Origin of the sequence: Streptomyces sp. MI02-7b, assembly GCF_033793585.1 — a bacterium.
Taxonomy (GTDB): Bacteria; Actinomycetota; Actinomycetes; order Streptomycetales; family Streptomycetaceae; genus Actinacidiphila.
Map to the genome: position 1 here is coordinate 227,642 of NZ_JARAWX010000008.1, position 23,687 is coordinate 251,328.

General features: G+C 73.9%; 21 protein-coding genes. 11 read left to right on the forward strand and 10 right to left on the reverse strand.

What is annotated here, in order from left to right; translation table 11 throughout:
- The first annotated feature begins 9 nt into the window (after positions 1-9).
- From PV364_RS15925 to PV364_RS15935, 3 genes are all read left to right on the forward strand, one after another.
- Positions 10-702, forward strand: coding sequence for a hypothetical protein (locus tag PV364_RS15925; protein WP_319660633.1), 693 nt, complete (start codon positions 10-12; stop codon positions 700-702).
- A 38-nt stretch (positions 703-740) separates the two neighbouring features.
- Complete coding sequence (locus PV364_RS15930; RefSeq protein WP_319660634.1) at positions 741-932, forward strand: hypothetical protein; 192 nt, start codon at positions 741-743, stop codon at positions 930-932.
- Between the two features lie 76 nt (positions 933-1,008).
- Complete coding sequence (locus PV364_RS15935) at positions 1,009-1,794, forward strand: hypothetical protein (protein WP_319660635.1); 786 nt, start codon at positions 1,009-1,011, stop codon at positions 1,792-1,794.
- Positions 1,795-1,844: 50 nt separating this feature from the next.
- Here the strand turns inward: PV364_RS15935 and PV364_RS15940 are convergent, their stop codons facing one another.
- Complete coding sequence (locus tag PV364_RS15940) at positions 1,845-2,795, reverse strand: EamA family transporter (RefSeq protein ID WP_319660636.1); 951 nt, start codon at positions 2,793-2,795, stop codon at positions 1,845-1,847.
- Between the two features lie 219 nt (positions 2,796-3,014).
- Here PV364_RS15940 and ltaE point away from each other — a divergent pair, with 219 nt between their 5' ends.
- The 3 genes from ltaE (at position 3,015) to PV364_RS15955 (ending at position 6,454) form a co-directional block, all read left to right on the forward strand.
- Positions 3,015-4,106, forward strand: a complete 1,092-nt coding sequence (gene ltaE, locus PV364_RS15945; protein ID WP_319660637.1) for a low-specificity L-threonine aldolase — start codon at positions 3,015-3,017, stop codon at positions 4,104-4,106.
- Positions 4,107-4,275: 169 nt separating this feature from the next.
- The gene (locus PV364_RS15950; RefSeq protein WP_319660747.1) at positions 4,276-4,923 is read left to right on the forward strand and encodes a L,D-transpeptidase family protein; all 648 of its coding nucleotides are present in this window, start codon (positions 4,276-4,278) and stop codon (positions 4,921-4,923) included.
- Positions 4,924-5,218: 295 nt separating this feature from the next.
- Complete coding sequence (locus tag PV364_RS15955; RefSeq protein WP_319660748.1) at positions 5,219-6,454, forward strand: ricin-type beta-trefoil lectin domain protein; 1,236 nt, start codon at positions 5,219-5,221, stop codon at positions 6,452-6,454.
- Positions 6,455-6,585: 131 nt separating this feature from the next.
- Here the strand turns inward: PV364_RS15955 and PV364_RS15960 are convergent, their stop codons facing one another.
- The 7 genes from PV364_RS15960 to PV364_RS15990 all read right to left on the reverse strand — a co-directional run bounded on the left by PV364_RS15960 (position 6,586) and on the right by PV364_RS15990 (position 14,374).
- Positions 6,586-7,179 (reverse strand): lytic polysaccharide monooxygenase, encoded by a 594-nt coding sequence (locus PV364_RS15960; protein ID WP_319660638.1) that lies wholly within the window; start codon positions 7,177-7,179, stop codon positions 6,586-6,588.
- A gap of 255 nt (positions 7,180-7,434) precedes the next feature.
- Positions 7,435-8,457, reverse strand: a complete 1,023-nt coding sequence (locus PV364_RS15965) for a GNAT family N-acetyltransferase (protein WP_319660639.1) — start codon at positions 8,455-8,457, stop codon at positions 7,435-7,437.
- A 52-nt stretch (positions 8,458-8,509) separates the two neighbouring features.
- Entirely contained in the window at positions 8,510-9,142 is a 633-nt protein-coding gene (locus PV364_RS15970; RefSeq protein ID WP_319660640.1) for a uridine kinase, read from the reverse strand.
- A gap of 72 nt (positions 9,143-9,214) precedes the next feature.
- The gene (gene gndA / locus PV364_RS15975) at positions 9,215-10,654 is read right to left on the reverse strand and encodes an NADP-dependent phosphogluconate dehydrogenase (protein ID WP_319660641.1); all 1,440 of its coding nucleotides are present in this window, start codon (positions 10,652-10,654) and stop codon (positions 9,215-9,217) included.
- A 98-nt stretch (positions 10,655-10,752) separates the two neighbouring features.
- The gene (locus tag PV364_RS15980) at positions 10,753-11,376 is read right to left on the reverse strand and encodes an SRPBCC family protein (RefSeq protein ID WP_319660642.1); all 624 of its coding nucleotides are present in this window, start codon (positions 11,374-11,376) and stop codon (positions 10,753-10,755) included.
- A gap of 138 nt (positions 11,377-11,514) precedes the next feature.
- Entirely contained in the window at positions 11,515-13,653 is a 2,139-nt protein-coding gene (locus PV364_RS15985) for a SpoIIE family protein phosphatase (RefSeq protein ID WP_319660643.1), read from the reverse strand.
- A 187-nt stretch (positions 13,654-13,840) separates the two neighbouring features.
- Positions 13,841-14,374 (reverse strand): winged helix-turn-helix domain-containing protein, encoded by a 534-nt coding sequence (locus tag PV364_RS15990; protein ID WP_319660644.1) that lies wholly within the window; start codon positions 14,372-14,374, stop codon positions 13,841-13,843.
- Positions 14,375-14,955: 581 nt separating this feature from the next.
- Between PV364_RS15990 and PV364_RS15995 the strand changes: the two genes are divergently transcribed.
- Positions 14,956-17,055: an FUSC family protein gene (locus PV364_RS15995; RefSeq protein ID WP_319660645.1), complete on the forward strand. Its 2,100-nt coding sequence runs from the start codon at positions 14,956-14,958 to the stop codon at positions 17,053-17,055.
- 659 nt (positions 17,056-17,714) lie between these two features.
- Here the strand turns inward: PV364_RS15995 and PV364_RS16000 are convergent.
- On the reverse strand, positions 17,715-18,938 hold the full coding sequence (locus PV364_RS16000) for an acyl-CoA dehydrogenase family protein (RefSeq protein WP_319660646.1): 1,224 nt from the start codon (positions 18,936-18,938) through the stop codon (positions 17,715-17,717).
- A 125-nt stretch (positions 18,939-19,063) separates the two neighbouring features.
- Between PV364_RS16000 and PV364_RS16005 the strand changes: the two genes are divergently transcribed.
- Positions 19,064-19,714, forward strand: a complete 651-nt coding sequence (locus PV364_RS16005) for a TetR family transcriptional regulator (protein WP_319660647.1) — start codon at positions 19,064-19,066, stop codon at positions 19,712-19,714.
- A gap of 14 nt (positions 19,715-19,728) precedes the next feature.
- On the opposite strand, the gene def is transcribed toward PV364_RS16005, so the two are convergent.
- Positions 19,729-20,274 (reverse strand): peptide deformylase, encoded by a 546-nt coding sequence (gene def / locus PV364_RS16010; RefSeq protein WP_319660648.1) that lies wholly within the window; start codon positions 20,272-20,274, stop codon positions 19,729-19,731.
- Between the two features lie 163 nt (positions 20,275-20,437).
- Between def and PV364_RS16015 the strand changes: the two genes are divergently transcribed.
- The 3 genes from PV364_RS16015 to PV364_RS16025 all read left to right on the forward strand — a co-directional run bounded on the left by PV364_RS16015 (position 20,438) and on the right by PV364_RS16025 (position 23,629).
- The gene (locus tag PV364_RS16015) at positions 20,438-21,676 is read left to right on the forward strand and encodes a MurT ligase domain-containing protein (RefSeq protein ID WP_319660649.1); all 1,239 of its coding nucleotides are present in this window, start codon (positions 20,438-20,440) and stop codon (positions 21,674-21,676) included.
- A 31-nt stretch (positions 21,677-21,707) separates the two neighbouring features.
- Entirely contained in the window at positions 21,708-22,436 is a 729-nt protein-coding gene (locus tag PV364_RS16020) for a glutamine amidotransferase (protein WP_319660650.1), read from the forward strand.
- 167 nt (positions 22,437-22,603) lie between these two features.
- Complete coding sequence (locus PV364_RS16025) at positions 22,604-23,629, forward strand: 6-phosphofructokinase (RefSeq protein WP_319660651.1); 1,026 nt, start codon at positions 22,604-22,606, stop codon at positions 23,627-23,629.
- The last annotated feature ends 58 nt before the right edge of the window (positions 23,630-23,687 follow it).

Here is a 23,687-nt window from a genome sequence, read left to right on the forward strand (position 1 = left end):
CTGCGCTCCATGCCCCTGACCGCCGCGCAGCGCAGAGCCCTCCTGGAGTCCGACGCGAACACCGGACTGCTGGGCGCGCGGGAGGCGACCTGCGCGGCGCTGGCCAAGCAGGGCCTCGCGGTGCGGTACGGGCGCACCGGCGGCCATTACCTGACCCCGGAGGGCCTGCGCGTCCGCGCCGAACTGGCCCGCACCGAGCCCCCGGCCGCGGAGCCGGCCGGCCCGGCGGGCGTACCGCACGGCGCGGAGGCCGACGCGTCCGGGTTCACCGCCGACGACGGCCGCGGTCCCGGTCCGCTCAGGCAGACCGCTTCCGGCTCGCGCGCCGCCGAGGTCGCGGCGGCCTGGTCCGGCCTGCTGGAGATCCGGCGCGTCCTGCAGGACGGCGACACCGGCCGCCCGGCGCCCTGGGAACGCGACCGGTTCGTCCACGCGGTGGCCCTCGCCCTGGAGGCAGCCGGTCTTCCGCCGTCCGCCCGCGACGACTCCGGCCGCCCCGCGCGGCCCGGCTACGCCGTGGCCCCCGCCGCCGCGCAGGACGGCGTCGCCGAGGTCTCCTGGCCCTCTCCCGGCGACGACCCCGCCGAGGCCGCACTCGAGCGGTGCCGGGCGCTGCTGGAGCCCCACGGCTGGCAGTGCACGCTCCACCGCGACCGCGGCGGCCGGGCCTCCTTCCTGCTGGTTTCGCCCCGCCGCGCCTGAAGGAGCACGATGGAGGGATCACGCGAAGGAGGAGCACCGTGAGCTCCAGAGCTTCCGACACCGATCCCCGCATCTATCTGCAGACCCCCTCCCAGGCGGAGGGCGAGCGGGAGTACGACCCCGCCGAGCGCAGCACCATGGAAATCCACCCCGACGTCCCCCACACCACCCCGTCACAGGCGGAGGGCGAACGTGTGGAGGACGACGACCTGCCGCCGACGCCGAAGTGAGGCGCGGCGGCAACCCGGGACGCGCGCAGGGCCGGCTCTCGCGTCCCGCCAGGGGGCGGGACGCGAGAGGACACCCGTGGACGTACGCGACTACCCCACCGGACGGATCGCCGCCGAGGCCGCTTTCACGTCCGACTTCGACCTGCCCGGCGATCTGCCGGTCCGGCAGATCGCCGGCCTCGCGGAGGGCGACCGTCCCGCGATGGACGGCCGCCCCGGCATGCACCACAAACACCTGCCCCTGCGAAGGGACGAGAACCTCGGCGTCAACGAGGTGGGCGGCCGCTATCTCTTCGACACCTGGGAGAACGCCGTCGCCTATGTGCGCTTCACCGACCAGCTCGAACTGGAGCCGGGTGTCACCTTCTGGAACCGGCCGTTCTTCAGCCACCTCGACCGCCGCACCTGGCGGGTCGTCGGCGCCCACGACCTCACGCCGCTCGCCTCGACGCATCACGTGAGCCGCCTGGAGCGGTGGTCCGGCCCGGGACACCAGCACGCGGAACGGGTCCTGGAGCGCGCGTGGCCGGCCGTCCTCGAAGAGGCCGCCGGGCAGGGACTGGCGGCCGTCTGGCTGCTGCACCAGCCGGGCGAACGGCAGATCGGGCTGCTCCGCGTGCGCGCGGCGGACTCCACGGCGGACCGGGCGGCGGTGCACGACGCCCTCGCCGCGCTGGAACACCTCGATGCCGCCGAGGCCGGCCGCGCCGCCGGTGAACTCGGCGCGCGCAAGGTCTTCGACCGTACGAGCCTGAACCTCTCGCTGTGGCTGCCGCTGTCGCGGAAGGCGGGCGGCGCGGCGTCGTGCCATCCCTTCACCGAGCTGTACGCCGGGCCGCAGCCGCTCCAGCACTCCCCCTGAGCCCAACGGACCGCCCGGGCGCAGGGCCCCGCGGGCCGGTCCCCCGGCGCTCACCCGTCCTCGCGGGTCAGCGCCGCCAGGGCCAGGCCGAGCACGGCGAGGCCCGTCCAGGACAGCGCGCCGAGGCGCTCTCCCAGCACGGCGACACCGAGCACAGCGGCGACCGCGGGCTCGGCGAGCGTGAGCGTGGTGGCCGCGGAAGCGGTCGTACTGCGCAGGCCGTGGCCGAAGAGGCGGTACGCGAGGAACGTGGTGAGCAGCGCGAGGTGCAGCACGACCGCCGCCCCGCGCGGGGTCGGGAGCCACGTCGTCGCCCCCGACGCCAGGACGGCCGGCAGTGTGAGGGTTCCGGCAGCGCCGAAGAGGACGCCCATCACCGCGCCGGGGGCGTGGCCGGCCCCGATGAGGTGGGCGCCCACCAGTGAGTAGACGGCGTACGACAGCCCGGCCACGGCCGCGAGGGCGACGCCCGCGCCATCGATGCGGGTGTGGGCACCTCCGCCCCCGCCGAGGACGAGCAGCGCGCAGCCGAGCACCGCCGTCGCGGTGGCGGCCGTCCAGCGCGGGCCCGGCCGGTGGAGGCGCGCCGCCCAGGCCAGCAGTCCGGTGAGGACCGGGGCGCTGCCGAGCGCGATCACGGTGGCGACGGCGACGCCCGTCCTGGAGACCGCCGGGTAGAACGCGAGCGGGTATCCGGCGACGGCGAGGGCGCCGACGGCGAGCAGCGGCGGACGGCCGTGCCCGGTGGAACGCAGCAGCGCCGGGACTCCCCGGGCGCCGGCCAGCAGGAGCAGGCCGCCGAGGACGAGACCCGCACCGCCGACCGACGCGGGCGCCGCGCCGGCGGGTGCGAAGGAGGCGGCGGTCCCGGTGGTGCCCCACAGCAGTGCGGCGGTCAGGACGGGCAGGGCGCCGTGGAGGAACCGGGCACGGCCGGCGGGCGCTCGGGCCGCGAGCGGGCGCTCGGGGGTGGAGGGAGCCGCGGGAGACAGATCCGGCACAGGAGTGGCCTTTCGTCACGAATCGGAAGATGCGGATTCGCAGCGGGCGCACCGGTGCGGCCCCGGGCGGCACGTGGCCTGCCGGGGGCGCGGGTCGGAACCGTCAGTGGGTGCGCCCGGTCAGGCGCACAGCGGCGGCAGAACGACGTGCCAGTAGGGCTTCACCCGGGCGATCGTACCGGTCGCGGGCCGCCGAGGCGGGCGTGGCAGGGTGAGTGCATGCCGATCACCGATGCCACAGAAGTCAGCCGAGCCGGCGACGAAGCCCCCGCCCGTGTCCTGGACCTGCGCAGCGACACCGTCACCCGGCCCGGCGAGGCCATGCGCCGGGCGATGGCCGACGCCCCGGTGGGCGACGACGTCTTCGGGGAGGACCCCACCGTCAACGCCCTGCAGGAGCGGATCGCCGAGCGCCTGGGCTTCGAGGCCGCGCTGTTCGTCTCCTCCGGTACGCAGAGCAACCTGTGCGCGCTGCTGACCCACTGCGGCCGCGGCGACGAGTACATCGCCGGGCAGTCGGCACACGTCTACCGGTGGGAGGGCGGCGGCGCGGCCGTGCTGGGCGGCATCCAGCCGAATCCGCTGCCGCACCGCGCGGACGGCACCCTGGACCCGGCGGACATCGCGGCGGCGGTCAAGCCGGACGACCCGCACTTCCCGCGCACCCGCCTGCTGTGCCTGGAGAACACCATCGGCGGCCGGCCCGTCGCGCTGGACTACCTGCGCGCGGCCACCGGCCTCGCCCGGGACCACGGGCTGGCCACCCACCTGGACGGGGCGCGGCTGTTCAACGCCGCGGTGGCGGCGGGCGGTGACCCGTTCGAGCAGGCGCGGCTGATCGCGGGGAACTTCGACAGCGTCTCGGTCTGCTTCAGCAAGGGCCTCGGCGCCCCGGTCGGCTCCACGCTGCTGGGCTCACGGGAGTTCATCGGGCGCGCCCTGCGCTGGCGCAAGGCGCTGGGCGGCGGGACCCGGCAGGCCGGTGTCCTGGCGGCGGGGGCGTTGCACGCGCTGGAGCACCACGTGCCGCGGCTGGCCGACGACCACGCGCACGCCGCGCTGTTCGCGGAGGCGCTGAAGGACGTTCCGGGACTGGTGGTCGAGCCCGCGCAGACCAACATGGTCTTCGCCGAGCCCGGGCCGGGGCTGACCGCCGACGAGGTGCGGAACCGCCTCGCACGGCGCGGGGTGCTGTGCGCCGCGTACCCGGGGCGGCTGCGGTTCGTGTTCCACCTGGACATCACCCGCGAGGACACGGAGCGGGCGGTGCGCACGGTGCGCGAGGCACTGGAGTGGTCCCCAACCCGCTGACCCCGTCGCGGAGTTGCTGCGGTACGCCGTCCCGTCGCCGCAACCTCCCACGGCTCCCGGATGTCCTAGGGAGTGAGGCCGTCGCACGGCGGTCAGGCGGGGAAGGGGAAGCATGGGAGCGAGAGCGACAGCGGGACGGCGCGCGGGGGCGGCCCTCGCGGTGGCCGTGATGGCGGTGACTCCGGTCGTCGCGGGGGGCGGCACGGCGCACGCCGCAGCGAAGTGCACGGCGAGCAAGGGGCCGTACCAGAAGGACGTGGAGAAGTTCCTCGGGCGGCCCGTGGACGGGAAGCAGTCCTCGGCGGACTGCAACGCGATACGCGCCTTCCAGACGAAGAACGGCATCTCCCCGAACGCGGGCTACGCGGGACCGGTGACCTGGGGCGTCATGAAGATCATGAACGCCCAGAAGGCCGCCGGCCGCACGCCGAACAAGGCGGGCAAGTGCCCCACGAACAAGGGCCGCATCGCCTGCGTCGACCTGACCCGGCAGCTGAGCTGGATACAGGACGGCAAGACCCTCAAGTTCGGGCCGGTGCCGGTCCGGACGGGCCGCAACGGTTACGAGACGCGGACCGGCCTGAAGAAGATCTACTGGCGGCACATCAACCACTACTCGACGATCTACCACGTCGCCATGCCGTACAGCCAGTTCTTCGACGGCGGCGAGGCGTTCCACTCGATCGCGGGGAGCGTGTGGTCCCCGCCGGGTTCGCACGGCTGCGTGAACATGCGGTCGGCGGACGCGAAGAAGTACTGGAGCATGCTGAAGACCGGTGACGACGTGTACGTGTACGGGCGCAAGCCCGGCACCTGAGCGGCGGACGACCGGGGCGCGCGCCGGGCACCTCGGCGGCGCGGGTCGGGCTCGTGCGGGTTTCCCGCGCGGGCCCGTTCTTCTTGGTCCAGACCTCTTGACGGGCTCTTGACCCGGCAGTTCAATCACGACGTGAACTAAGCCTTGAACAAAGGCGGATGGACCTCAGGCCTCCCCCATGACCGACCGGCCCGGCCCGTCCCGTTCACATGACAGGTGCATGACTTCCCCATGAAAGGCAGCGCCCGTGAACGCACTCCCCCCACGCCCGCGCCGACGCCCGCGCGTCCGCGGTCTGCTCGCCGCCGGCATCACCGGCCTCCTCGCCCTCGCCGCCCTCACCACCACGGGCCCGGCGAGCGGCGCCCCGGCGACGGCCCCGGCCGCCGCGGCGGCCGTCACCACCTTCGCCGACGAGTTCGACGGCCCCGCGGGAAGCGGCGTCGACGGCGGCAAGTGGCAGACCGAGACCGGCGACAACGTCAACAACCACGAGCGGCAGTACTACACCGCAGGCAACCGCAACGCCGCCCTCGACGGCCAGGGCCACCTCGTCATCACCGCGCGCAAGGAGAACCCCGCCGGGTACCAGTGCTGGTACGGCAGTTGCCAGTACACCTCGGCCCGGCTCAACACCTCCGGCCGCTTCACCACCACGTACGGGCATGTCGAGACCCGGATGAAGCTCCCCCGCGGCCAGGGCATGTGGCCCGCGTTCTGGATGCTGGGCGACAACATCGGCGACGTCGGATGGCCCGCCAGCGGCGAGATCGACATCATGGAGAACGTCGGCTTCGAGCCCGGCTCGGTGCACGGCACACTCCACGGTCCCGGCTACTCCGGGTCCGGTGGCATCGGCGCCGGCTACACGCTCCCGGGCGGCCAGGCCTTCGCCGACGCCTTCCACACCTTCGCCATCGACTGGAGCCCCGACGCGATCAGCTGGTCGGTCGACGGCACCGTCTACCAGCGCAGGACCCCCGCCGACCTGGGCGGCCGGCAGTGGGTGTTCAACAAGCCGTTCTTCGTCATCCTCAACCTCGCGGTGGGCGGCTACTGGCCGGGCGACCCGGACGGCAGCACGTCCTTCCCGCAGCAGCTCGTCGTCGACTACGTGCGCGTCACCACCTCGGACACCTCGGGCGGGGGCGGCACCGGGCGCATCACCGGCCTGGCCGGCAAATGCGTCGACGTCGCCGGCGCCAACCCGGCCAACGGCACCCCCGTCCAGCTCTACGACTGCAACGGCTCGGCCGCCCAGCAGTGGACGGCCGCCGCGGACGGCACCCTGCGCGCCCTCGGCAAGTGCCTGGACGTGAAGGACTTCGGCACCGCGGACGGCTCCCAGCTCCAGCTGTGGGACTGCGCCGGCAGCACCAACCAGAAGTGGACCCTGTCCGCCGCCCACGACATCGTCAACCCGCAGGCGAACAAGTGCCTGGACGTCACGGGCAACAACTCCGCCAACGGCACCCGGCTCCAGCTGTGGACGTGCACCGGGGGCGCGAACCAGAAGTGGACGCTGAGCTGACCCCTTGAGCGTGCGGGGCGCCGGTCACCGGCGCCCCGCACGGCAGGACCCCGGGAACGGTGGCGCCGCCGGGCCGCCGAGGGGGGATCGGCGGACCCGGCGGCGCGACCGGGGGGATCAGGACCGGGGGATCAGAACTGCACGTCGGAGCAGGCGTAGAAGGCGTTGCCCGTGTCCGCGATGGTCCACACCGCGAGCACGATGTGGCGCCCGGTGCGGCCGGTCGGGATCGTGCCCTGGTGGGTGACGGTCGCCGGGGGGCGGGCCCCGTTGTAGTTGACCGTCAGGAAGGGCGTCAGCGTGAGCGCGGAGCGGGTCAGCGGCCGGCTCGGGTCGAAGCCCTGCTTGGTGATGTAGTACTTGAAGTCGGCGGTCGCGTGCGAGGCGGTGAACTGCCAGCGGAAGCTGTAGTTCTGGCCGCCCGTCACCTTGGTGGTGGGCCAGCCGGTCCCGCCGCGAGGGTCGTCCAGCTGGGCGAACCGGCTGTTGCCGCCCGCGCAGATGGTGCCGTCGGAGGGCCCGCCGGACGGGAAGCCCTTGGGGCCCTCGACGCTCTGCGGTTCCCACTGGATGTCACCGCAGTTGGGCACCGCGCCGTTGGCGCAGAGCTTCTGACGGCTGATCGGGGCGTCCGTGTAGCCGTGGCTGTAGGCACTGCCGGTGGCCAGGACGGACAGCCCGGCGAGGGCGAGGCCGACGACGGCCGCACCGAGTTTTCTGGGCATGCTTCGCTCCTCGGAGAACGTGGGGGAGTTCTGAGAGCAGTTGCGGAGCCTGCAGGACCGGCTTGGTCTGGACCAATAGTGAAGCTACTCCGACGAGTTGGTCATGTCTAGACCAAGAAAAGGAGAAGCCCCGGCCAGGACGGGGGGATCTGGCCGGGGCAGTCATGGAGGCGCGCAGCGGAAACGATTCTCTTCGCCGCGCGATCCAACGATAGTTTAACAGTCAAGGAGAGGTGATTCGAACCGCCAAACTCCTCAGCGCTGTGGGGTCGCCCACATTCGCGGGTCGAGCACTCGCTGCAGCCGGTACGCCACGGGGCGGAACCCCACCGCCGGCCAATTCCCCGCGGACACCGGCGATCCGGCGGCCCAGCTCGCCGTGATGTGCCGGTACCCGTGGTCGTACGCCCAGGCGAGCGCGGTCGCCAGCAGCACCCGGCTGATCCCCTCCCCGCGGGCGACGTGCGTCACGTACGCCTCGACCAGCTCGACACAGCCCTCCGGCACCACCGGGCCCGGCTCGGCGGGGACCAGCACGACCATGCCGATCTCCTCGCCGCGCCGCAGCGCGACCCACGCCCCGCTGCGCGCATCGGCCAAGGCGCCCGCGTAGTGCGTGCGCAGTGTGGCGAGCGCCGGCTCGGGCTGCGGGCGGAAGACCGCGGAACCACGGTCGGCGCGGGCCGCCTCGACCGCCATCCGCCCGATCCGCTCCAGGTCCCCCGGGCCCGCCCGGCGTACCGACAGGGCGTCCACACCCCGCGGCTGACGGCCCTTGGGCCGCACCGCCATCAGTCCGCGCACCCGCTCCAGCCCGAAACCGCAGCGGAACCAGGCGAGCGCGGCCTCGTCGTCGGCCGGCAGGTCCACGTAGTGCACATAGCGGCGGTCCGCGACCAGCCGCTGCGCCACCGTCGCGTACAGCCCGCGCAGCACGTCGTCCCGCAGTCCCTCACGGCCGCCGCGCAGGGCGTGCCCGCCGTACCCCACCAGCGCCGAGCGCGGGTGGGCGCGCAGCGCCGCACGGTCGTCGTCCGCGAGGTCCAGCGCGGTCGCCGCGAGGTAGCCGGTCATGGCGCCGTCGCCGGCGCGCGAGGCGACCGCCTCCGCGCGCGGCCCGGCGAGGATCTTCCCGAGCAGTTCCTCGCCGCCCGGCGAGACCGCGGCCCGTCCCGGCTGGAGCGGCAGCCCTCTTCGTACCTTCCCGTACCAGCGGTCCAGCAGTGCGGCGGCCTCGGGGACGTGCTCGGTGGTCAGCGGAGCTATGGCGACAGTCATGGTGCTCCGGGACGCTAACGGTCGCCGTGGGGCGGCGGCAAGCGGCGCCCGGTCAGCCCGTCCAGGCCGGATGCCGGGGGTCGTCGGTATGGACGAGGATGTCCGCGGTCTCCCCCGGCGCCGCCTCCCGCTCGTACCGCTCGTAGGCCGGGAGCGTCCAGTGCTCCTCCTGCGGGGTCCGGCGGGCCAGCGCCGCCCGCGACATCCGCAGGTGCACGCTCAGGTCGAACGGGAACCCGTACCCCTGCAGCAGCGCGCCCTCCAGGAGCAGCACGCCGCCGGGCGGCAGTTCCTCGTACGCCGCGCGGGTCGCTCGGTCCGTCTCGGGGTTCCAGCGGGAGGGCAGCACCCGCCCGCTGCCGCCGGGCGCGAGCGGGTCGAACACCTCGCGCCACAGCGCGCCGGTGTCGAGCCAGCGGTCGTAGTAGGCGTCCGGGTCCCGCCGCCCCAGCTCGAGACGCTGCGACGCGGGCCGCCAGTACGTCCGCGCGCCGACCCGCAGCACCGGCCGCCCGCGCAGCCGCAGGGCGTCCGCGAGGGCCTCCGCCAGCGCCTCGGGGTGCGCCGCGGGGGCTCCGTCGACGGCCACGCGCGGGCGCTCTCCCCCGTCCTGCGGGGTCAGTTCCACCACGCGGTCGGCCACCGCTTCGGTCAGCCGTTCCCAGCTCACGGGGGTCAGTCGCACGCCCCTATTGTGCCGGGCCCGCCGGTCCACCCGCCCTCGCGGGGGCGGGTGGACCGGCGGGCCCGCGGCGACTCAGCCGGCGGAGATCTCCGAACGGTCGCCGCCCCACAGCGTGTGGAACGCGCCCGGCTTGTCGACGCGCCCGTAGGTGTGCGCCCCGAAGAAGTCCCGCAGTCCCTGGACGAGCGCGGCGGGCAGCCGCTCGGCACGCAGCGCGTCGTAGTACGCGAGCGCGGCGGAGAACCCGGGCGCGGGGACGCCCAGTTGGGCGGCCGTGGTGACGACGCGGCGCCAGGCGTCCTGCGCGGCGCCGAGCGCGTCGGCGAAGTGCGAGTCCGTCAGCAGGGTGGCGCGGCCGGGATCGGTGTCGTACGCCTCCTTGATGCGGTTGAGGAAGCGGGCCCGGATGATGCAGCCGCCACGCCAGATGGTGGCCATGGCGCCCGGGTCGACCTGCCAGCCGAACTCCGCGCTGCCGGCCTGGATGAGGTTGAAGCCCTGGGCGTAGGCGACGATCTTCGAGGCGTACAGCGCCTCCTCGACGTCGTCGGCGAAGCGGTCGCTCGCCGCGCTGTCGAGCCAGGTCTCGCCGGGCCCGGGCAGTCCTTGGCTCGCCTCGCGCAGTTCGGTGCTGCCGGACAGCGAGCGCGCGAACACCGCCTCGGCGATGCCGGAGACCGGGATACCGAAGTCGAGCGCGTTCTGCACGGTCCAGCGGCCGGTGCCCTTCTGCTCGGCGCGGTCGAGGACCACGTCGACGAACGGCTTGCCGGTCTCGGCGTCGGTGTGCGCCAGCACCTCGGCGGTGATCTCCACGAGGTACGACTCCAGGCGCCCGGAGTTCCACGTCCGGAAGATCTCCGCGATCTCGCCCGGGCGCTTGCCCGCGGCGTGCCGCAGCAGGTCGTACGCCTCGGCGATGAGCTGCATGTCGGCGTACTCGATGCCGTTGTGCACCATCTTCACGAAGTGCCCGGCGCCGTCGGGGCCCACGTGCGTGCAGCACGGGACGCCGTCGACCTTGGCGGCGATGTCCTCCAGGATCGGGCCCAGGGACTCGTACGACTCGGCCGAGCCGCCCGGCATGATCGAGGGGCCGTTGAGGGCGCCCTCCTCACCGCCGGAGATGCCGGTGCCGACGAAGTGCAGGCCCTGCTCGCGCAGTGCCTTCTCCCGTCGCCGGGTGTCGCGGTAGTCGGCGTTGCCGCCGTCGACGACCATGTCGCCCGGTTCGAGCAGCGGCACCAGCTCGTCGATCACGGCGTCGGTGGGGGCACCGGCCTTGACCATGATGATGATGCGCCGGGGGCGCTCGAGGGAGTCGACGAACTCCTTGAGGGTCTCCGCGGGGTGGAATTCGCCCTCGCCGCCGAACTCCTCGACCAGGGACCGCGTCCTTGCCGGGGTGCGGTTGTGCAGGGCCACCGGGTGACCGTGCCGCGCGAGGTTCCTGGCCAGGTTGCGGCCCATGACCGCCAGTCCGGTGACGCCGATGCGGGCCTGCTCCGCCATCTGCGGGTCCTCTCTGTTCAGTCCTGCGGGGGTGGGGCACCTACGGCGTCCAGCCTGTCAGCGAAGTAACCCGATCGAGGTAACTTCAGGCGGATCCGTCAGGTGCCCGTGCCTATGCGGTCCTGACCTGCTACGCGCGGGAGCGCGGGACGCAGGGCGGCCGCCGGGAGCATCGCCGCGGCGGCCGGTGCGCGTGGGGCGCCGGCACGAACCTGCCCGGCCGGCGGGGGCGGCTGCGGGGGCGCCACCATGGGGCTGCCGAGCGCCTCGCGGAACCGGCGGGCGTCCTCGGGGAGGTCGCGGCGCCAGGCCCAGCCGAGAAAAGGGGCCAGTAGCAGCATGCCCCCGCCGAGCGTACTGGTGACGCTGAGTTGTACGAACGAGCCCTGTGCGTGGGGCAGCATACGGAAGGCGTACTCGGGGACCTGGGTGCCCAGCGGGCTCCACATCCGCCGTCCCCGATAGGTGATCCTGCGGCAGGGCTGGTAGACCGAGCAGACCAGCCGGTGTTCGCGGTGGCGGCCGGGATAGTGGTAGCGGTACACGGCCCGCTCCCCCGGTGTCACGCACTCCGTCGAGACGGCGGCCACGCCCGAGCTCCACACCTGGAGGTTGCGGGCGTCGGCCAGGAAGTCGAAGACCTCTTCCACGGTTCGGGTGACGATCACGCTTGTAGACACCGTCGGCATCGCAGACCTCCCCGGTGCCGGCGCGGCCAGCATGTGAGCAGTTCCCTCTTGGCTCCTCACCGACAGCGTGCGGGGGAAAAGGCGGCGTGTCGTGGCGGGTGAGCCGTACGGGTGAATCCGAGGCCCGTGACCGGCCGAAACGCACCCCGGGGAGGACGCGGCCGCGTGCTTTCAGCCGGCCGGGGTACCGGGGGCCGGCGCGCAGGCCCCCGGGGCGTGGAACTCGCACCACACCGACTTGCCGGAACCGTGCGGTTCCACCCCCCAGGCGTCGGCGAGCCCGTCCACCAGCAGCAGCCCGCGGCCGGACGGCTCGCCGTCGCCGGGACGGCGGCGGCGCGGCCAGTCGGCGGCCAGGTCGTGCACCTCCACCCGCAGCCGCCGGGCGGGGCCCGCGCCGTCGTGTGCCGGGGCGGGGGCCGGATCGGGGAGCAGGCGCAGGGTGAGCACGGCGCCGCCGTCGGTGTGCACCAGCGCGTTGGTGATCAGTTCGTCGGCGGCGAGCGCGGCCTCGTCGGCCCGGTCGGGCATGCCCCAGTCCGTCATGGCGTCCCGGACCATGGCGCGGGCCCCGGCCAGCCCCCGCGGGTCCCCGGGGGCGACGTGCCGGTGCCGCCGGCGGGCCGGGGCCGGCTCGGCGTCACCGTCGCGGCGCAGCAGGAGCAGCGCCATGTCGTCCTCGGTACCCGGCTCGCCCATGACGGTGGTCAGGTGGTCGGCGAGGTTCTGCAGGCCGCAGGGGCCGTCGCGCAGCGCCCCCGCCAGCAGGCGCACGCCGTCGTCGAGGTCGGCGCCGGGCCGCTCGACCAGTCCGTCGGTGAACATCAGAAACGTTTCGCCCGGGGCGAGTTCGGCCCGGGTCACCGGGTACTCGGCCGGGCCGAACTGTGCGGACAGCCCGAGGGGGAGCCCGCCGACGGTGGGCAGCACGCGGACGGTGCCGTCGGCCTGCCGCACGAGCGGGTCGATGTGCCCGGCGCGGACCACGAGGGTGGCGCCGGTGGCGGGGTCGGCCTCGGCGTACAGGCAGGTGGCGAAGCGGTCGGTGTCCAGTTCGTGCAGGAAGGCGGAGGCACGGGCCATGACGGTGGCCGGCGGGTGGCCCTCGGCGGCGTAGGCGCGCAGTGCTATCCGCAACTGCCCCATGACGGCGGCCGCGTGGGTGTCGTGTCCCTGGACGTCGCCGATGACGACGGCGACCCGGCCCCCGGGGACCGCCACGACGTCGTACCAGTCGCCGCCGATGTCCCGGGCCAGTCGCGCCGAGCGGTAGCGCACCGCTATCCCGGCGCCCGGGACGTCCGGGATCGTACGGGGCAGCATCGCGGTCTGCAGGCCCTGCGCGATGTCGTGCTCCTGGTCGAACAGGATGGCCCGCTGCAGGCTCTGGGCGATGCTGCCGCCGAGCGCGATGAGCAGGTCGCGCTCCTGCGGGGAGAACGTCGTCTTGTGCCGGTAGAGCAGACCCAGCGCGCCGATCGGCTTGCCCTGCGCGACGAGCGGCAGATAGGCCGCGGCCGAGGCGCCCAGCGGCTCGATGTGCGGCCACAACGTCGGGTAGCGGCGGGCGAATTCCTCGGGCGAGGTGATGAAGCGCGGGGTGAGCGTGCGGACCACCTCGCTCATCGGGTAGTCGTCGTCGATGCGGGTGAACTGGAGCTCCGGGACCCAGCTGGTCTCCTTGGCGTCGCTCACCACGTGCACCCGGCCGCCCTCGACCTGGCCGAGGAAGAGGCTGGCGATGCCGAGCCGGTCCATCCTGCGGTTGCCGGTCAGGGCGGCGGTCACATCGCGGACGGTCACGGCACGGGCCAGGGACGCGGTCACCTCGACGACGAGGTTGCTCTCGGTGGACCGGTCCTCCTCGCGCAGACAGGCGGCGGCCTGGGCGAGTTCGTCCGTGGCGTCGATGGCGATGCCGATCACGCGGCAGGCCCGGCCGTCGCCGTCGCGCACCACGCGGCCGCGCAGGCGGACCCATCCGAAGCGCCCGTCACGGCGGGTGAGCCGGCTGTAGGCGCCCCAGGACGCGTGGCCCTCGGCGAGCGCCTGCTTGATCGTGCGGCCGACGGCGGCGGCGTCGTCGGGCGTGAGCCGGGAGAGCATGGCGAGCGGGTCGCCGTCGAACTCGTCGGGGCGCACGTCGAGCACGCGCAGCGCCTCGGCGTCCAGGTGCACGCGGTCGCGGTCGAGGTCCCAGTCGAAACCGCCCACGCCGTTGAGCGCCATGTGCGTGGCGGCGGAGGCCGGCCAGCCGGCCGGCACGGGTATCCCGGATGCCGGGGGCGCCCACTCCCGAGACTCAGCCATCACGCCCTCCGGACCTGCCTCCGTCGCGCCGGGCCGCGCCGGAAATGGGGACAGCGTACCCATAGTCCGGTGGGGGGACGTGCCACCGGCGTTACGTGTGGGAAAAGTGGACGCCGCCGGGGCCACGGAAGCTCCCCGGCGGCGTCGCGAGGCCGTCGCGGGACCGGCCCGCACGGCTCACGGAGCGTCAGCCCGTCGCGGGCGGTGCGTACTTGTAGCCGACCCGCCGCACGGTGACGATGCTGCCGCGGTGCTCGGGCCCGAGCTTGCGGCGCAGCCGGGCGACGTGGACGTCCACGGTGCGGCCGTCACCCACGTGGCCGTACCCCCAGACCGTGGTGACCAGCTGGTCCCGGGTGTGCACCCGGTGCGGGTGGGCGACGAGGTGGGCGAGCAGCTCGAACTCCAGGTACGTGAGGTCGAGGGTGCGGCCGCGCACCTGGGCGACACGCCGTTCGGCGTCGACGCGCACCAGCGGCGGCGGGACGGGCGCGGCGGGCGGCTCCGGCGCGGGAGCCACCTGCTCGGCGGGGACGAGGACGAGGTAGCCGACCATCGGGGGCTGCCCGGCCAGTTCGGGGATCACATGCCCCGGAGCGGGCAGCCAGGTGGCACCGGGCGGCAGGAAGTCGGGAACGGGCGGCGGGACCTCGCCGGGACGCACGGCGCGCAGGCGCTGGCGGCCCGAGGCGGGCACGGGGAGGGACGGGGTGAGCGACATGGGGTCTCGGTTCTTTCGCGCGAGGGAGTCGTGGACGACGTCTTGCGCGGGACGACCGGGACACCGACAGCGGGCGGCAGCCGTGAATCGGGGGCGTCAGCTGTGGGCCGGGGTCCGCGCGGGAACCGCGCGACAACACTCCCGGTCGAACTGGTACTCCTGCCGAGACGGCCAGAACGGCTCGAGGTCGCTGCGACCTGTCGCGGTGTCAGTGAGGCTGGCCATGGAAACCATTGAACCACGGGCCCTGCCCGCCGCGAACGCGAATACCCGGCGACCCCGGGCGTTCGGCCCTTTCGTCACAGCGGCTGCGGTTCCGGCTGAGGTTCGGGCGCGGGATCGGGGTCCGGCCGCGACGGCGGCTCGGGCAGCGGGTCCGGTGCGGGACCGGGCACCGGATGCGGCGAGGGCGGCACCGGATCGGGCGGGAAGGGCGGCACGGGGTTCGGGGACGGCACAGGAGGCACGGTCGCGCGGGGTGCGCGGGCAACGGCGGTCATGGCGGGATGTCCTCCTCGGGGCTCGCCGGAACGGATCTTGCGCTGCGCTTACCCGACGCTCCGGGTCCTATCCTCTGGATCATGAGCTGGTTGCGCGCGGTGGGCAGCGCCGCCCGTGCGGGGCTGCGGCTGGAGCCCGCCAAGCTGGAGCCGCTGATCGCCCTGCGCGGCGCCGCGGGCGTCGCCGTCGTGGTCGGCGTGACGCTGTGGCTGGCCTCCCCGGTGTTCGCCGCGGCGTCCGCCTTCGGGGCCTTCGCCTCCGGCATGGCGACCTTCCAGCGCAGCTGGCGCCCGCGGCCGCTGCTGGCCCTGGTGACCGGGACCGGGCTGGCGGTGAGCACCTTCCTGGGCTACCTCGCGGGCGCCCACTGGGCCCTGTTCGTGGTGCTGATCGCGGTCTGGGCGTTCCTGGCGGGCACCGCGTGGGCGCTGGGCCCGACGGCGGGCCTGGTGTCGTCGCTGACGGTCGCGGTGATGCTGGTCGTGGTCACGCTGCCCACGTCGGTGGCGACGGCGCTGGGCCACGCGGCGGTGATCGCGGCCGGTGGAGCGGTGCAGGCCGCGCTGATCGTGCTCATCCCCCTGCGGCGCTGGGGGCCGCAGCGCGACGCCCTGGCCGATGCCTTCGCGGCGGAGGCGGACTACGCCCGCCGGCTGCGGCACGACCCCGTGGCGCCGTTCGATCCCGCGCCGCTGATGGCGGCGCGCAGCGCCGCCACCGTCACGCCCCGCCAGGCCCGCCGCCGGCCGGCGGCGCTGCGGGGCAAACGCGTACTGGCCGAGCGCATCCGCCCGGTGCTGGCCTCTCTGGCGGACCCTGCGGTCGGCGCGGCCGCAGAGGGGCCCGAGCGCGACCGGGCCCGGCAGCTGCTGGCGGCCGCCGCCGATGTGCTGGACGCGGTGGCGCGGGCGGTGCGCAAGGCCGAGCCGGTCCGCGTGCCGGCGGAGGCCGAGGCCGTCGTGCTCGTCGAGCCCGGACCCGAGGACCGGCTGACCGGGCCCGCCCGGCGCACCGGCCTACGGCTGATCGCGCTGCTCAGCGAGGCCGTGTCCTCCGCGGCCGGCCGCCAGGGCTCCGTCGGGGCCGACACCGCGCACCTGCGCCGTCCCACGCTGTGGGAGCTCGTGCCGCTGACCGCCCGCACGGTACGCCGGGAACTGCGGACGGACTCCCCGGTCCTCCGGCACGCGATCCGGCTCGCGGCGGTCACCCCGGCCGGCTACGCCCTGGGCGCCGCGCTGCCGCTCGGCCACGGCTACTGGGCACCGCTGACCTCGGTGATGGTGATGCGGCCGGACTTCTCGCAGACGTATGCGCGCGGTGTGGCGCGCTTCGTCGGCACGCTGGCGGGGGTGACCGTGGCGACCGCCGTCATGCAGGCCTTCTCCCCCGGGCCGTACCCGTGCGCGGCCCTGGCCCTGGTCGCGGTCGCCCTGCTGTACCTGCTGATGCGCACGGGCTACCTGGTCTCCCAGGTGGCCGTCTCCGCGTACGTGGTGTTCCTGCTGGGCATGGCCGGCGCCCAGTGGACGCAGACCGTGCCGGAGCGGGTCCTGCTGACCCTGCTCGGCGGGCTGCTGGCGATGATCGGGTACGCGGTCTTCCCCGCGTGGGAGACACCCCGGCTGCGGGACCGCCTCGCGGAGCGCATCGAGGCGACCGGGCGCTACGCGGCCGCGGCCCTCGACGCGCACGGCGCCCCGGGGACCGGCCGCCGCGAGGCCGTACGCTCCGCTCTGCTGGACGCGCGCTCCGCGGCCATGGCGTGGGACCAGGCCGTGGCCCGCGCGAACGCCGAGCCGGTCCGCGGCCGCGGGCTCTCCCGCCGCTCCGCGGACGCCGCCGACGCCGCGCTCTCGGCCCTGGGCCGCGTCCCGATGCTCATGGAGGCCCACATCCCCGCCCCTGACGCTCCCCCGGTGCCCGACGCCGTCCCCTTCGCCGCAGCACTGCGCGACGCCACGGCCCAGGGCGCCGCCGCGGTACGCACCCGGCGCCCACCGGACTTCTCCGGCGTCCGGACGACACTGGAGCGGTGGCCGCCGTCGGCGGACGACCGCGTGGTGCGCCGCAGCGCCGAACTGCTCGTCGAAACCCTCGACGACCTCGAAGCCGCGTTCCGCCCCCTCCCCCGCACCCGCCCCTCCCGCCGCCGCAGCGCCCCGTCCTGGGGCGCGTGACCCAGGCGAGGCGCGCGCCGGTACGCGGCACCCGCTTGCCGCTCACCACCCTCGCGGGGCCAAGGAGAACGACGCGGTGCCGCGACCCCGCACCCCACCTGACGACCGCGCGCAGCGCCACCACCCCGTCAGCCACCGGCGGCGGACAGCGTGCCACGGCTCGTCGGCGCCACAGCGACAGCACCGGCCTGCCGCTCACTGCCCACGAAGAGCGGAGGGGCGCAGCCGGAGCGCGCCACACGGCGACGCGATCACCGGCGCCGCGGCCGCTGACGACCGCGACCGTCAGCAACTCACGGCGCCGGCCGGGCGAACGCCCGTCGGCACCCCACCACCAATGCGCCGGCCTGCCCCCACCGCCCACACAGGACGGAGAAGAGCACCCGGAGCAGGCGACACGGTGCCGCGACCCCGCAACGGCACTCCGGCGCCCACCGCGAGGACGCCCCGCCAGGTCCGCCGCCGTACCCAGCGGCAGCCGCGCGTACGGCCGACCAGGCCGGTCCCGCCGGGTTCAGACCGGCGGCGAGGCGCGGGAGACGCGGGTGTCGGCCGGCGGCCGGCTCCGCGGCGCCCCCCGCATCGGGCGAAACGCACGCGCAGCGGGGGCGGGTGCGGCACCGTGCCGCACCGCCGGAACACCGCCGCGGAACGGCTCCTCAGCGGATGGTCACGCCCGAGAGCGTGCGGGCGATGACGAGGCGCTGGATCTCGCTGGTGCCCTCGAAGATCGTGTAGATGGCCGCATCCCGGTGCATGCGCTCGACCGGGTACTCGCGGGTGTAGCCGTTGCCGCCGAGGATCTGGATGGCCTGGGCGGTGACCTTCTTGGCCGTCTCGCTCGCGAAGAGCTTGGACATCGAGCCTTCGGCCGACGTGAAGGGCTTGCCGGCGACCGCCATCCAGGAGGCGCGCCACACCAGGAGGCGGGCGGCGTCGATCTGCGTGCGCATGTCGGCGAGTTGGAAGGCGACGCCCTGGTTGTCGATGATCGGGCGGCCGAACTGGGTGCGGGTCGTGGCGTAGTCGAGGGCGACCTCGTACGCGGCACGGGCGGTGCCCACCGCCATCGCGCCGACGGCGGGCCGGGAGGCCTCGAACGTGGCCATGGCGGCGTTCTTGACGCGCTCGCCGCCCAGGGCGCGCTCCCGGGCCCTGGCGAGGCGCTCGTCGAGCCGTTCCTTTCCGCCGAGCAGGCAGTGCCCGGGGACGCGGACGCCGTCGAGGACGACCTCGGCGGTGTGGGAGGCGCGAATGCCGTGCTTCTTGAACTTCTGCCCCTGCGAGAGCCCGGGGGTGTTCGGCGGGACGATGAACGAGGCGTGGCCCTTGGACCCCAGCGCGGGGTCGACGACCGCGACCACGACGTGGACGTTGGCTATGCCGCCGTTCGTGGCCCAGGTCTTGGTGCCGTTGATGACCCACTCGTCCTTGGCCTCGTCGTACACCGCGGTGGTGCGCATGGCGCCGACGTCGGAGCCCGCGTCCGGTTCCGAGGAGCAGAACGCGGCCACCTTGACGTCGGCGGCGTCGCCGTACATCTGCGGGATCCAGGTGCCGATCTGCTCGTCGGTGCCGTTGGCGAGGACGCCGACCGCCGCGAGTCCGGTGCCGACGATGGACAGGCCGATACCGGCGTCGCCCCAGAAGAGTTCCTCCATGGCGATCGGGATGCCCAGACCGGTGGGGTCGAAGTACTGCTGGGCGTAGAAGTCCAGGGAGTACAGGCCGATCTTCGCGGCCTCCTGGATCACCGGCCAGGGGGTCTCCTCGCGCTCGTCCCACTCCGCCGCGGCCGGGCGCATGACGTCGGCGGCGAAGCCGTGGATCCAGTCACGCACCGATTTCTGGTCGTCGTCGAGCTCGAGCGTGAAGCCGCCCATGGTCCCCTCCACGTGCTGGTTACTTGCGGTAACGTCAGTCTGTTACCGGCCGGTAAGCGATGTCAACCGAACCTGGGGTGTTACGTTGCGCAGACGGGAGAAATCGAACGGGCGGGGAGGCTCGGGTGGGTACCAGCCAGCGGCAGGACCAGCGAACGGCGACCGCGGCGGAGGAACGCCGCAGGGAGCTGCTCGAGGCCGCGGACCGCGTCGTGCTGCGGGACGGCCCCGAGGCGTCCATGAACGCGATCGCCGCCGAGGCGGGCATCACCAAGCCCATTCTGTACCGGCACTTCGGCGACAAGAGCGGTCTTTACCGCGCCCTGGCCATCCGTCACACCGACGCGCTGCTCGCCAACCTGCGGGCCGCCCTGGACGCGCCGAACGAGCGCCGCGACCGGGTCGAGGCGACCCTCCACGCGTACCTCTCCGCGATCGAGGCCCGGCCCCAGGTCTACCGGTTCCTGATGCACCCGGCGGAGGACGCCGGCGAGGGCGAGCGCGGATTCGACGTGGGCCGGCACTCGGCCCCGGTGCTGCGCCGCATGGGCGAGGAACTGGCCCGTTTCATCGCCGAGCGGCTGGACCTGGGCCCCGACGGCCAGGAGGCGGCCCGGGTCTGGGGCCACGGCATCGTCGGCATGATGCACGCCGCAGGTGACTGGTGGCTCGGTGAACGCCCCTGCTCGCGGGACGTGCTGGTGCGGCACCTGGCCGATCTCCTGTGGGGCCGGCTGGCCGCGGTGGGCGACCGCCCCGGCGCCCCGCTGCTGTAGGGCCCGCCGACGTGTCAGCGGGTCACCGCCCACGGAGCTCGGCGGGCGGCGCGCAGTGTCCTGCGCCGGCGCAGGCCGGTGAGCCGGTCGGTGAAGACGCCGCCGTCCAAGTGGTCGCTCTCGTGCTGCAGGCAGCGCGCGAAGAATCCGGTGCCCTCCACGCGCAGCGGCCGGCCGTGCAGGTCGACGCCCTCGACGACGGTCTCGTCGTGGCGGGGCGTGGGCGCGTGCACGCCCGGAAGCGACAGACAGCCTTCGTGGCCGGTCACCGTGACCCCGCCCGCGTGCGTCACCCGCGGATTCACCACATGGCCGAGGTGGCGGATCTCCTCGTCGTCCGGGCAGTCCCAGACGAACACCCGCAGCGGGACGCCGACCTGGTTCGCGGCCAGGCCGACTCCGTCGTGCGCGTACATCGTGGCGAACAAGTCCTCGACGAGCGCGGCGAGTTCGGCGTCGAAAGCGGTCACCTCGCGGCAGGGCGCGGTGAGCTCCGGGTCTCCCAGCAGACGCATCGGACGGACGGTCCCGGAGCTGCCGGGGATGGTGACGTGTGGCATGCGGGCCAGGGTACGGGGGCGGCTCGTTTCAGCGCCGGTAGGGGAAGTGGATAGGCTGATCGGCGACCGATGCCTTCCGGCCGGTGCGACGGCCGGGGCACGCGCTCCGGCCGACCGCCGGGGAGGGCGACCGGGGCCGGACGCGAGGAGGATGGTGGAGACGATGGCAGGCAACGCGGAGCCACTGTCGCCGCGGGCCAAGCTGGCCGTGACGGCGGGCAAGGCCGCGGCGGCGGTGTCGCGGGCGGCGGGACGCGGCAGCGGATCGGTGATCGGCGGCCGGGTGGCGCTCAAACTCGACCCGGACCTGCTGGCCCGGTTGGCGACGCACCTCGACGTCGTGCTCGTTTCGGCCACCAATGGCAAGACCACCACCACCCGGCTGCTCGCAGAGGCGCTGCGTGCCCATGGTGAGGTCGTCTCCAACGCGCTCGGCGCCAACATGCCGGCCGGCATCACCTCGGCCCTGGCGGGCGGCTCCGAGGCCCGCTACGGCGTGATCGAGGTCGACGAGAAGTACCTGGCCGGTGTGGCACGGGACGTGCGTCCCAAGGCCATCGCCCTGCTGAACCTGTCGCGCGACCAGCTGGACCGGGCCGCCGAGACGCGCATGCTGGCCGAGAAGTGGCGCGAGGGACTGGCCGGCACCGACGCGATCATCATCGCCAACGCCGACGACCCCCTGATCACCTGGGCGGCCTCCTCCTGCCCGACCGTCGTGTGGGTCGCCGCCGGCCAGGAGTGGAAGGACGACGCCTGGTCCTGCCCGTCCTGCGGCGGTGTGCTGCAGCGCCCCTCCGAGGACTGGTTCTGCGGTGAGTGTGGCTTCCGGCGCCCGACCCCGACGTGGGCGCTCTCCGGCGACCACGTGATCGACCCGTACGGCTCCGCCTGGCCGATCCAGCTGCAGCTGCCCGGCCGCGCCAACAAGTCGAACGCCACCGTCTCCGCCGCCGCTGCCGCCGCCTTCGGCGTGGACCCCAAGGTCGCGCTGGAGCGGATGTACAAGGTCCAGGCGGTGGCCGGACGCTACGACGTGGTGCAGTTCCAGGGCCGCGACGTACGGCTGCTGCTGGCGAAGAACCCGGCCGGCTGGCTGGAGACCTTCTCGCTGATCGACAGGCCGCCCACGCCGGTGATCCTTTCGGTGAACGCCCGCGGCGCCGACGGCACCGACACGTCCTGGCTGTGGGACGTGGACTACACCCGGCTGGCCGGGCACCCGATCCGGGTGATCGGCGACCGTAAGCTGGACCTGGCGGTCCGCCTGGAGGTCGCCGGGCTGCAGTTCCAGGTGTGCGCGGACTTCGACGAGGCGGTGCGCACCTCGCCGCAGGGCCGGATCGAGGCCATCGCCAACTACACCGCGTTCCAGGACCTGCGCCGCCGCGTCGGCAACTGACCGAAGACCCGTTTCGACAGGAGAACACGCCATGAGCGACTCCAGCCTGCGCCTGGTGTGGGTCTACCCCGACCTGCTCAGCACCTACGGCGACCAGGGCAATGTGCTGGTCACCGAACGCCGTGCGCGCCAGCGCCGGGTCCCGGTCACCCGCATCGACGTACGGTCCGACCAGCCGATCCCGACCTCCGGTGACATCTACCTGATCGGCGGCGGCGAGGACCGGCCGCAGCGGCTGGCCGCCGAGCGGCTGCGCCGCGACGGCGGGCTGAACCGCGCGGTCGACAACGGTGCCATCGTCTTCTCGGTCTGCGCCGGGTACCAGATCCTCGGCCACGAGTTCGTCAACGACCTCGGCCGCCCCGAGCCCGGCCTCGGCCTGCTCGACGTGGTCAGCGTCCGCGGCGAGGGCGAGCGGTGCGTCGGCGACGTCCTGGCCGACATCGACCCGGCGCTCGGCCTGCCGCCGCTGACCGGTTTCGAGAACCACCAGGGCATCACGCAGGTGGGCAAGTACGCCCGCCCACTGGCCCGCACCCGGTTCGGCAACGGCAACGGGACCGGCGACGGCACCGAGGGCGCGTACAACGAGACCGTCTTCGGCACCTACATGCACGGACCGGTCATGGCCCGCAATCCGCAGATCGCGGACATGCTGATCAAGCTGGCGATGGACGTGAGGGCACTGCCGCCCGTGGACGACCAGTGGTACGAGGCGCTGCGCGCGGAGCGGATCGCCTCCGCCACGCAGCCTGCCTGAAGCAGCGGTACCGGGAGCGGGGCCCGGGCCGGGAGTGTCCGCAGTGCGGGCGGCGTTTCCGTCGTCCGCGCCCGGCTCGATAACGTAGGTGTTGCGGCGCGTGCGTCGCAGGTCCATCCGGACGACGGCGTCCGGCGCCCGGATCGATCTTCCAGGAGTAACGAGCAATGCGTATTGGTGTGCTGACGAGCGGCGGCGACTGCCCCGGCCTGAACGCCGTCATCCGGTCGGTCGTGCACCGCGCGGTCGTCGACCACGGGGACGAGGTCATAGGTTTCCACGACGGGTGGAAGGGCCTCCTCGAATGCGACTACCGCAAGCTCGACCTCGACGCGGTGGGCGGCATCCTGGCCCGCGGCGGCACGATCCTCGGTTCCTCCCGGGTCCGCCCCGAGCACCTGCGGGACGGTGTGGAACGGGCCAAGGGGCACGTCGCGGACCTGGGCCTCGACGCGATCATCCCGATCGGCGGTGAGGGCACCCTCAAGGCCGCCCGACTGCTGTCGGACAACGGGCTGCCGATCGTGGGCGTGCCCAAGACCATCGACAACGACATCGCCTCCACCGACGTCACCTTCGGCTTCGACACGGCCGTGACCGTCGCCACCGAGGCGCTGGACCGCCTCAAGACCACCGCCGAGTCGCACCAGCGCGTGCTGATCGTCGAGGTCATGGGGCGCCACACGGGCTGGATCGCGCTGCACTCCGGGATGGCGGCCGGCGCGCACGCGATCGTGGTGCCGGAGCGTCCCTTCGACATCGAGGAGCTGACCCGGCGGGTCGGCGAGCGCTTCTCGGCGGGCAAGAAGTTCGCCATCGTGGTGGTCTCGGAGGGCGCCAAGCCTCGCGAGGGCACCATGTCGTTCGAGGCCGGCGTCAAGGACGCCTACGGCCACGAGCGCTTCACCGGCATCGCCACCCGGCTCTCGGTGGAACTGGAGGAGCGGCTGGGCAAGGAGGCCCGTCCGGTGATCCTCGGCCACGTGCAGCGCGGTGGCACCCCGACCGCGTACGACCGCGTGCTCGCCACGCGCTTCGGCTGGCACGCCGTGGAGGCCGCGCACAACGACGACTTCGGCATGATGACGGCGCTGCGCGGCACCGACATCACGCTGGTCCCGCTGGCCGAGGCCGTCGAGCACCTCAAGACCGTGCCCGTCGAGCGCTACGTCGAGGCCGAGTGCGTGCTGTGACGCGCTGATCACCCTTCAGGAACCGCCCCCGGCCGCGAGCGCGACCGGGGGCGGTTCT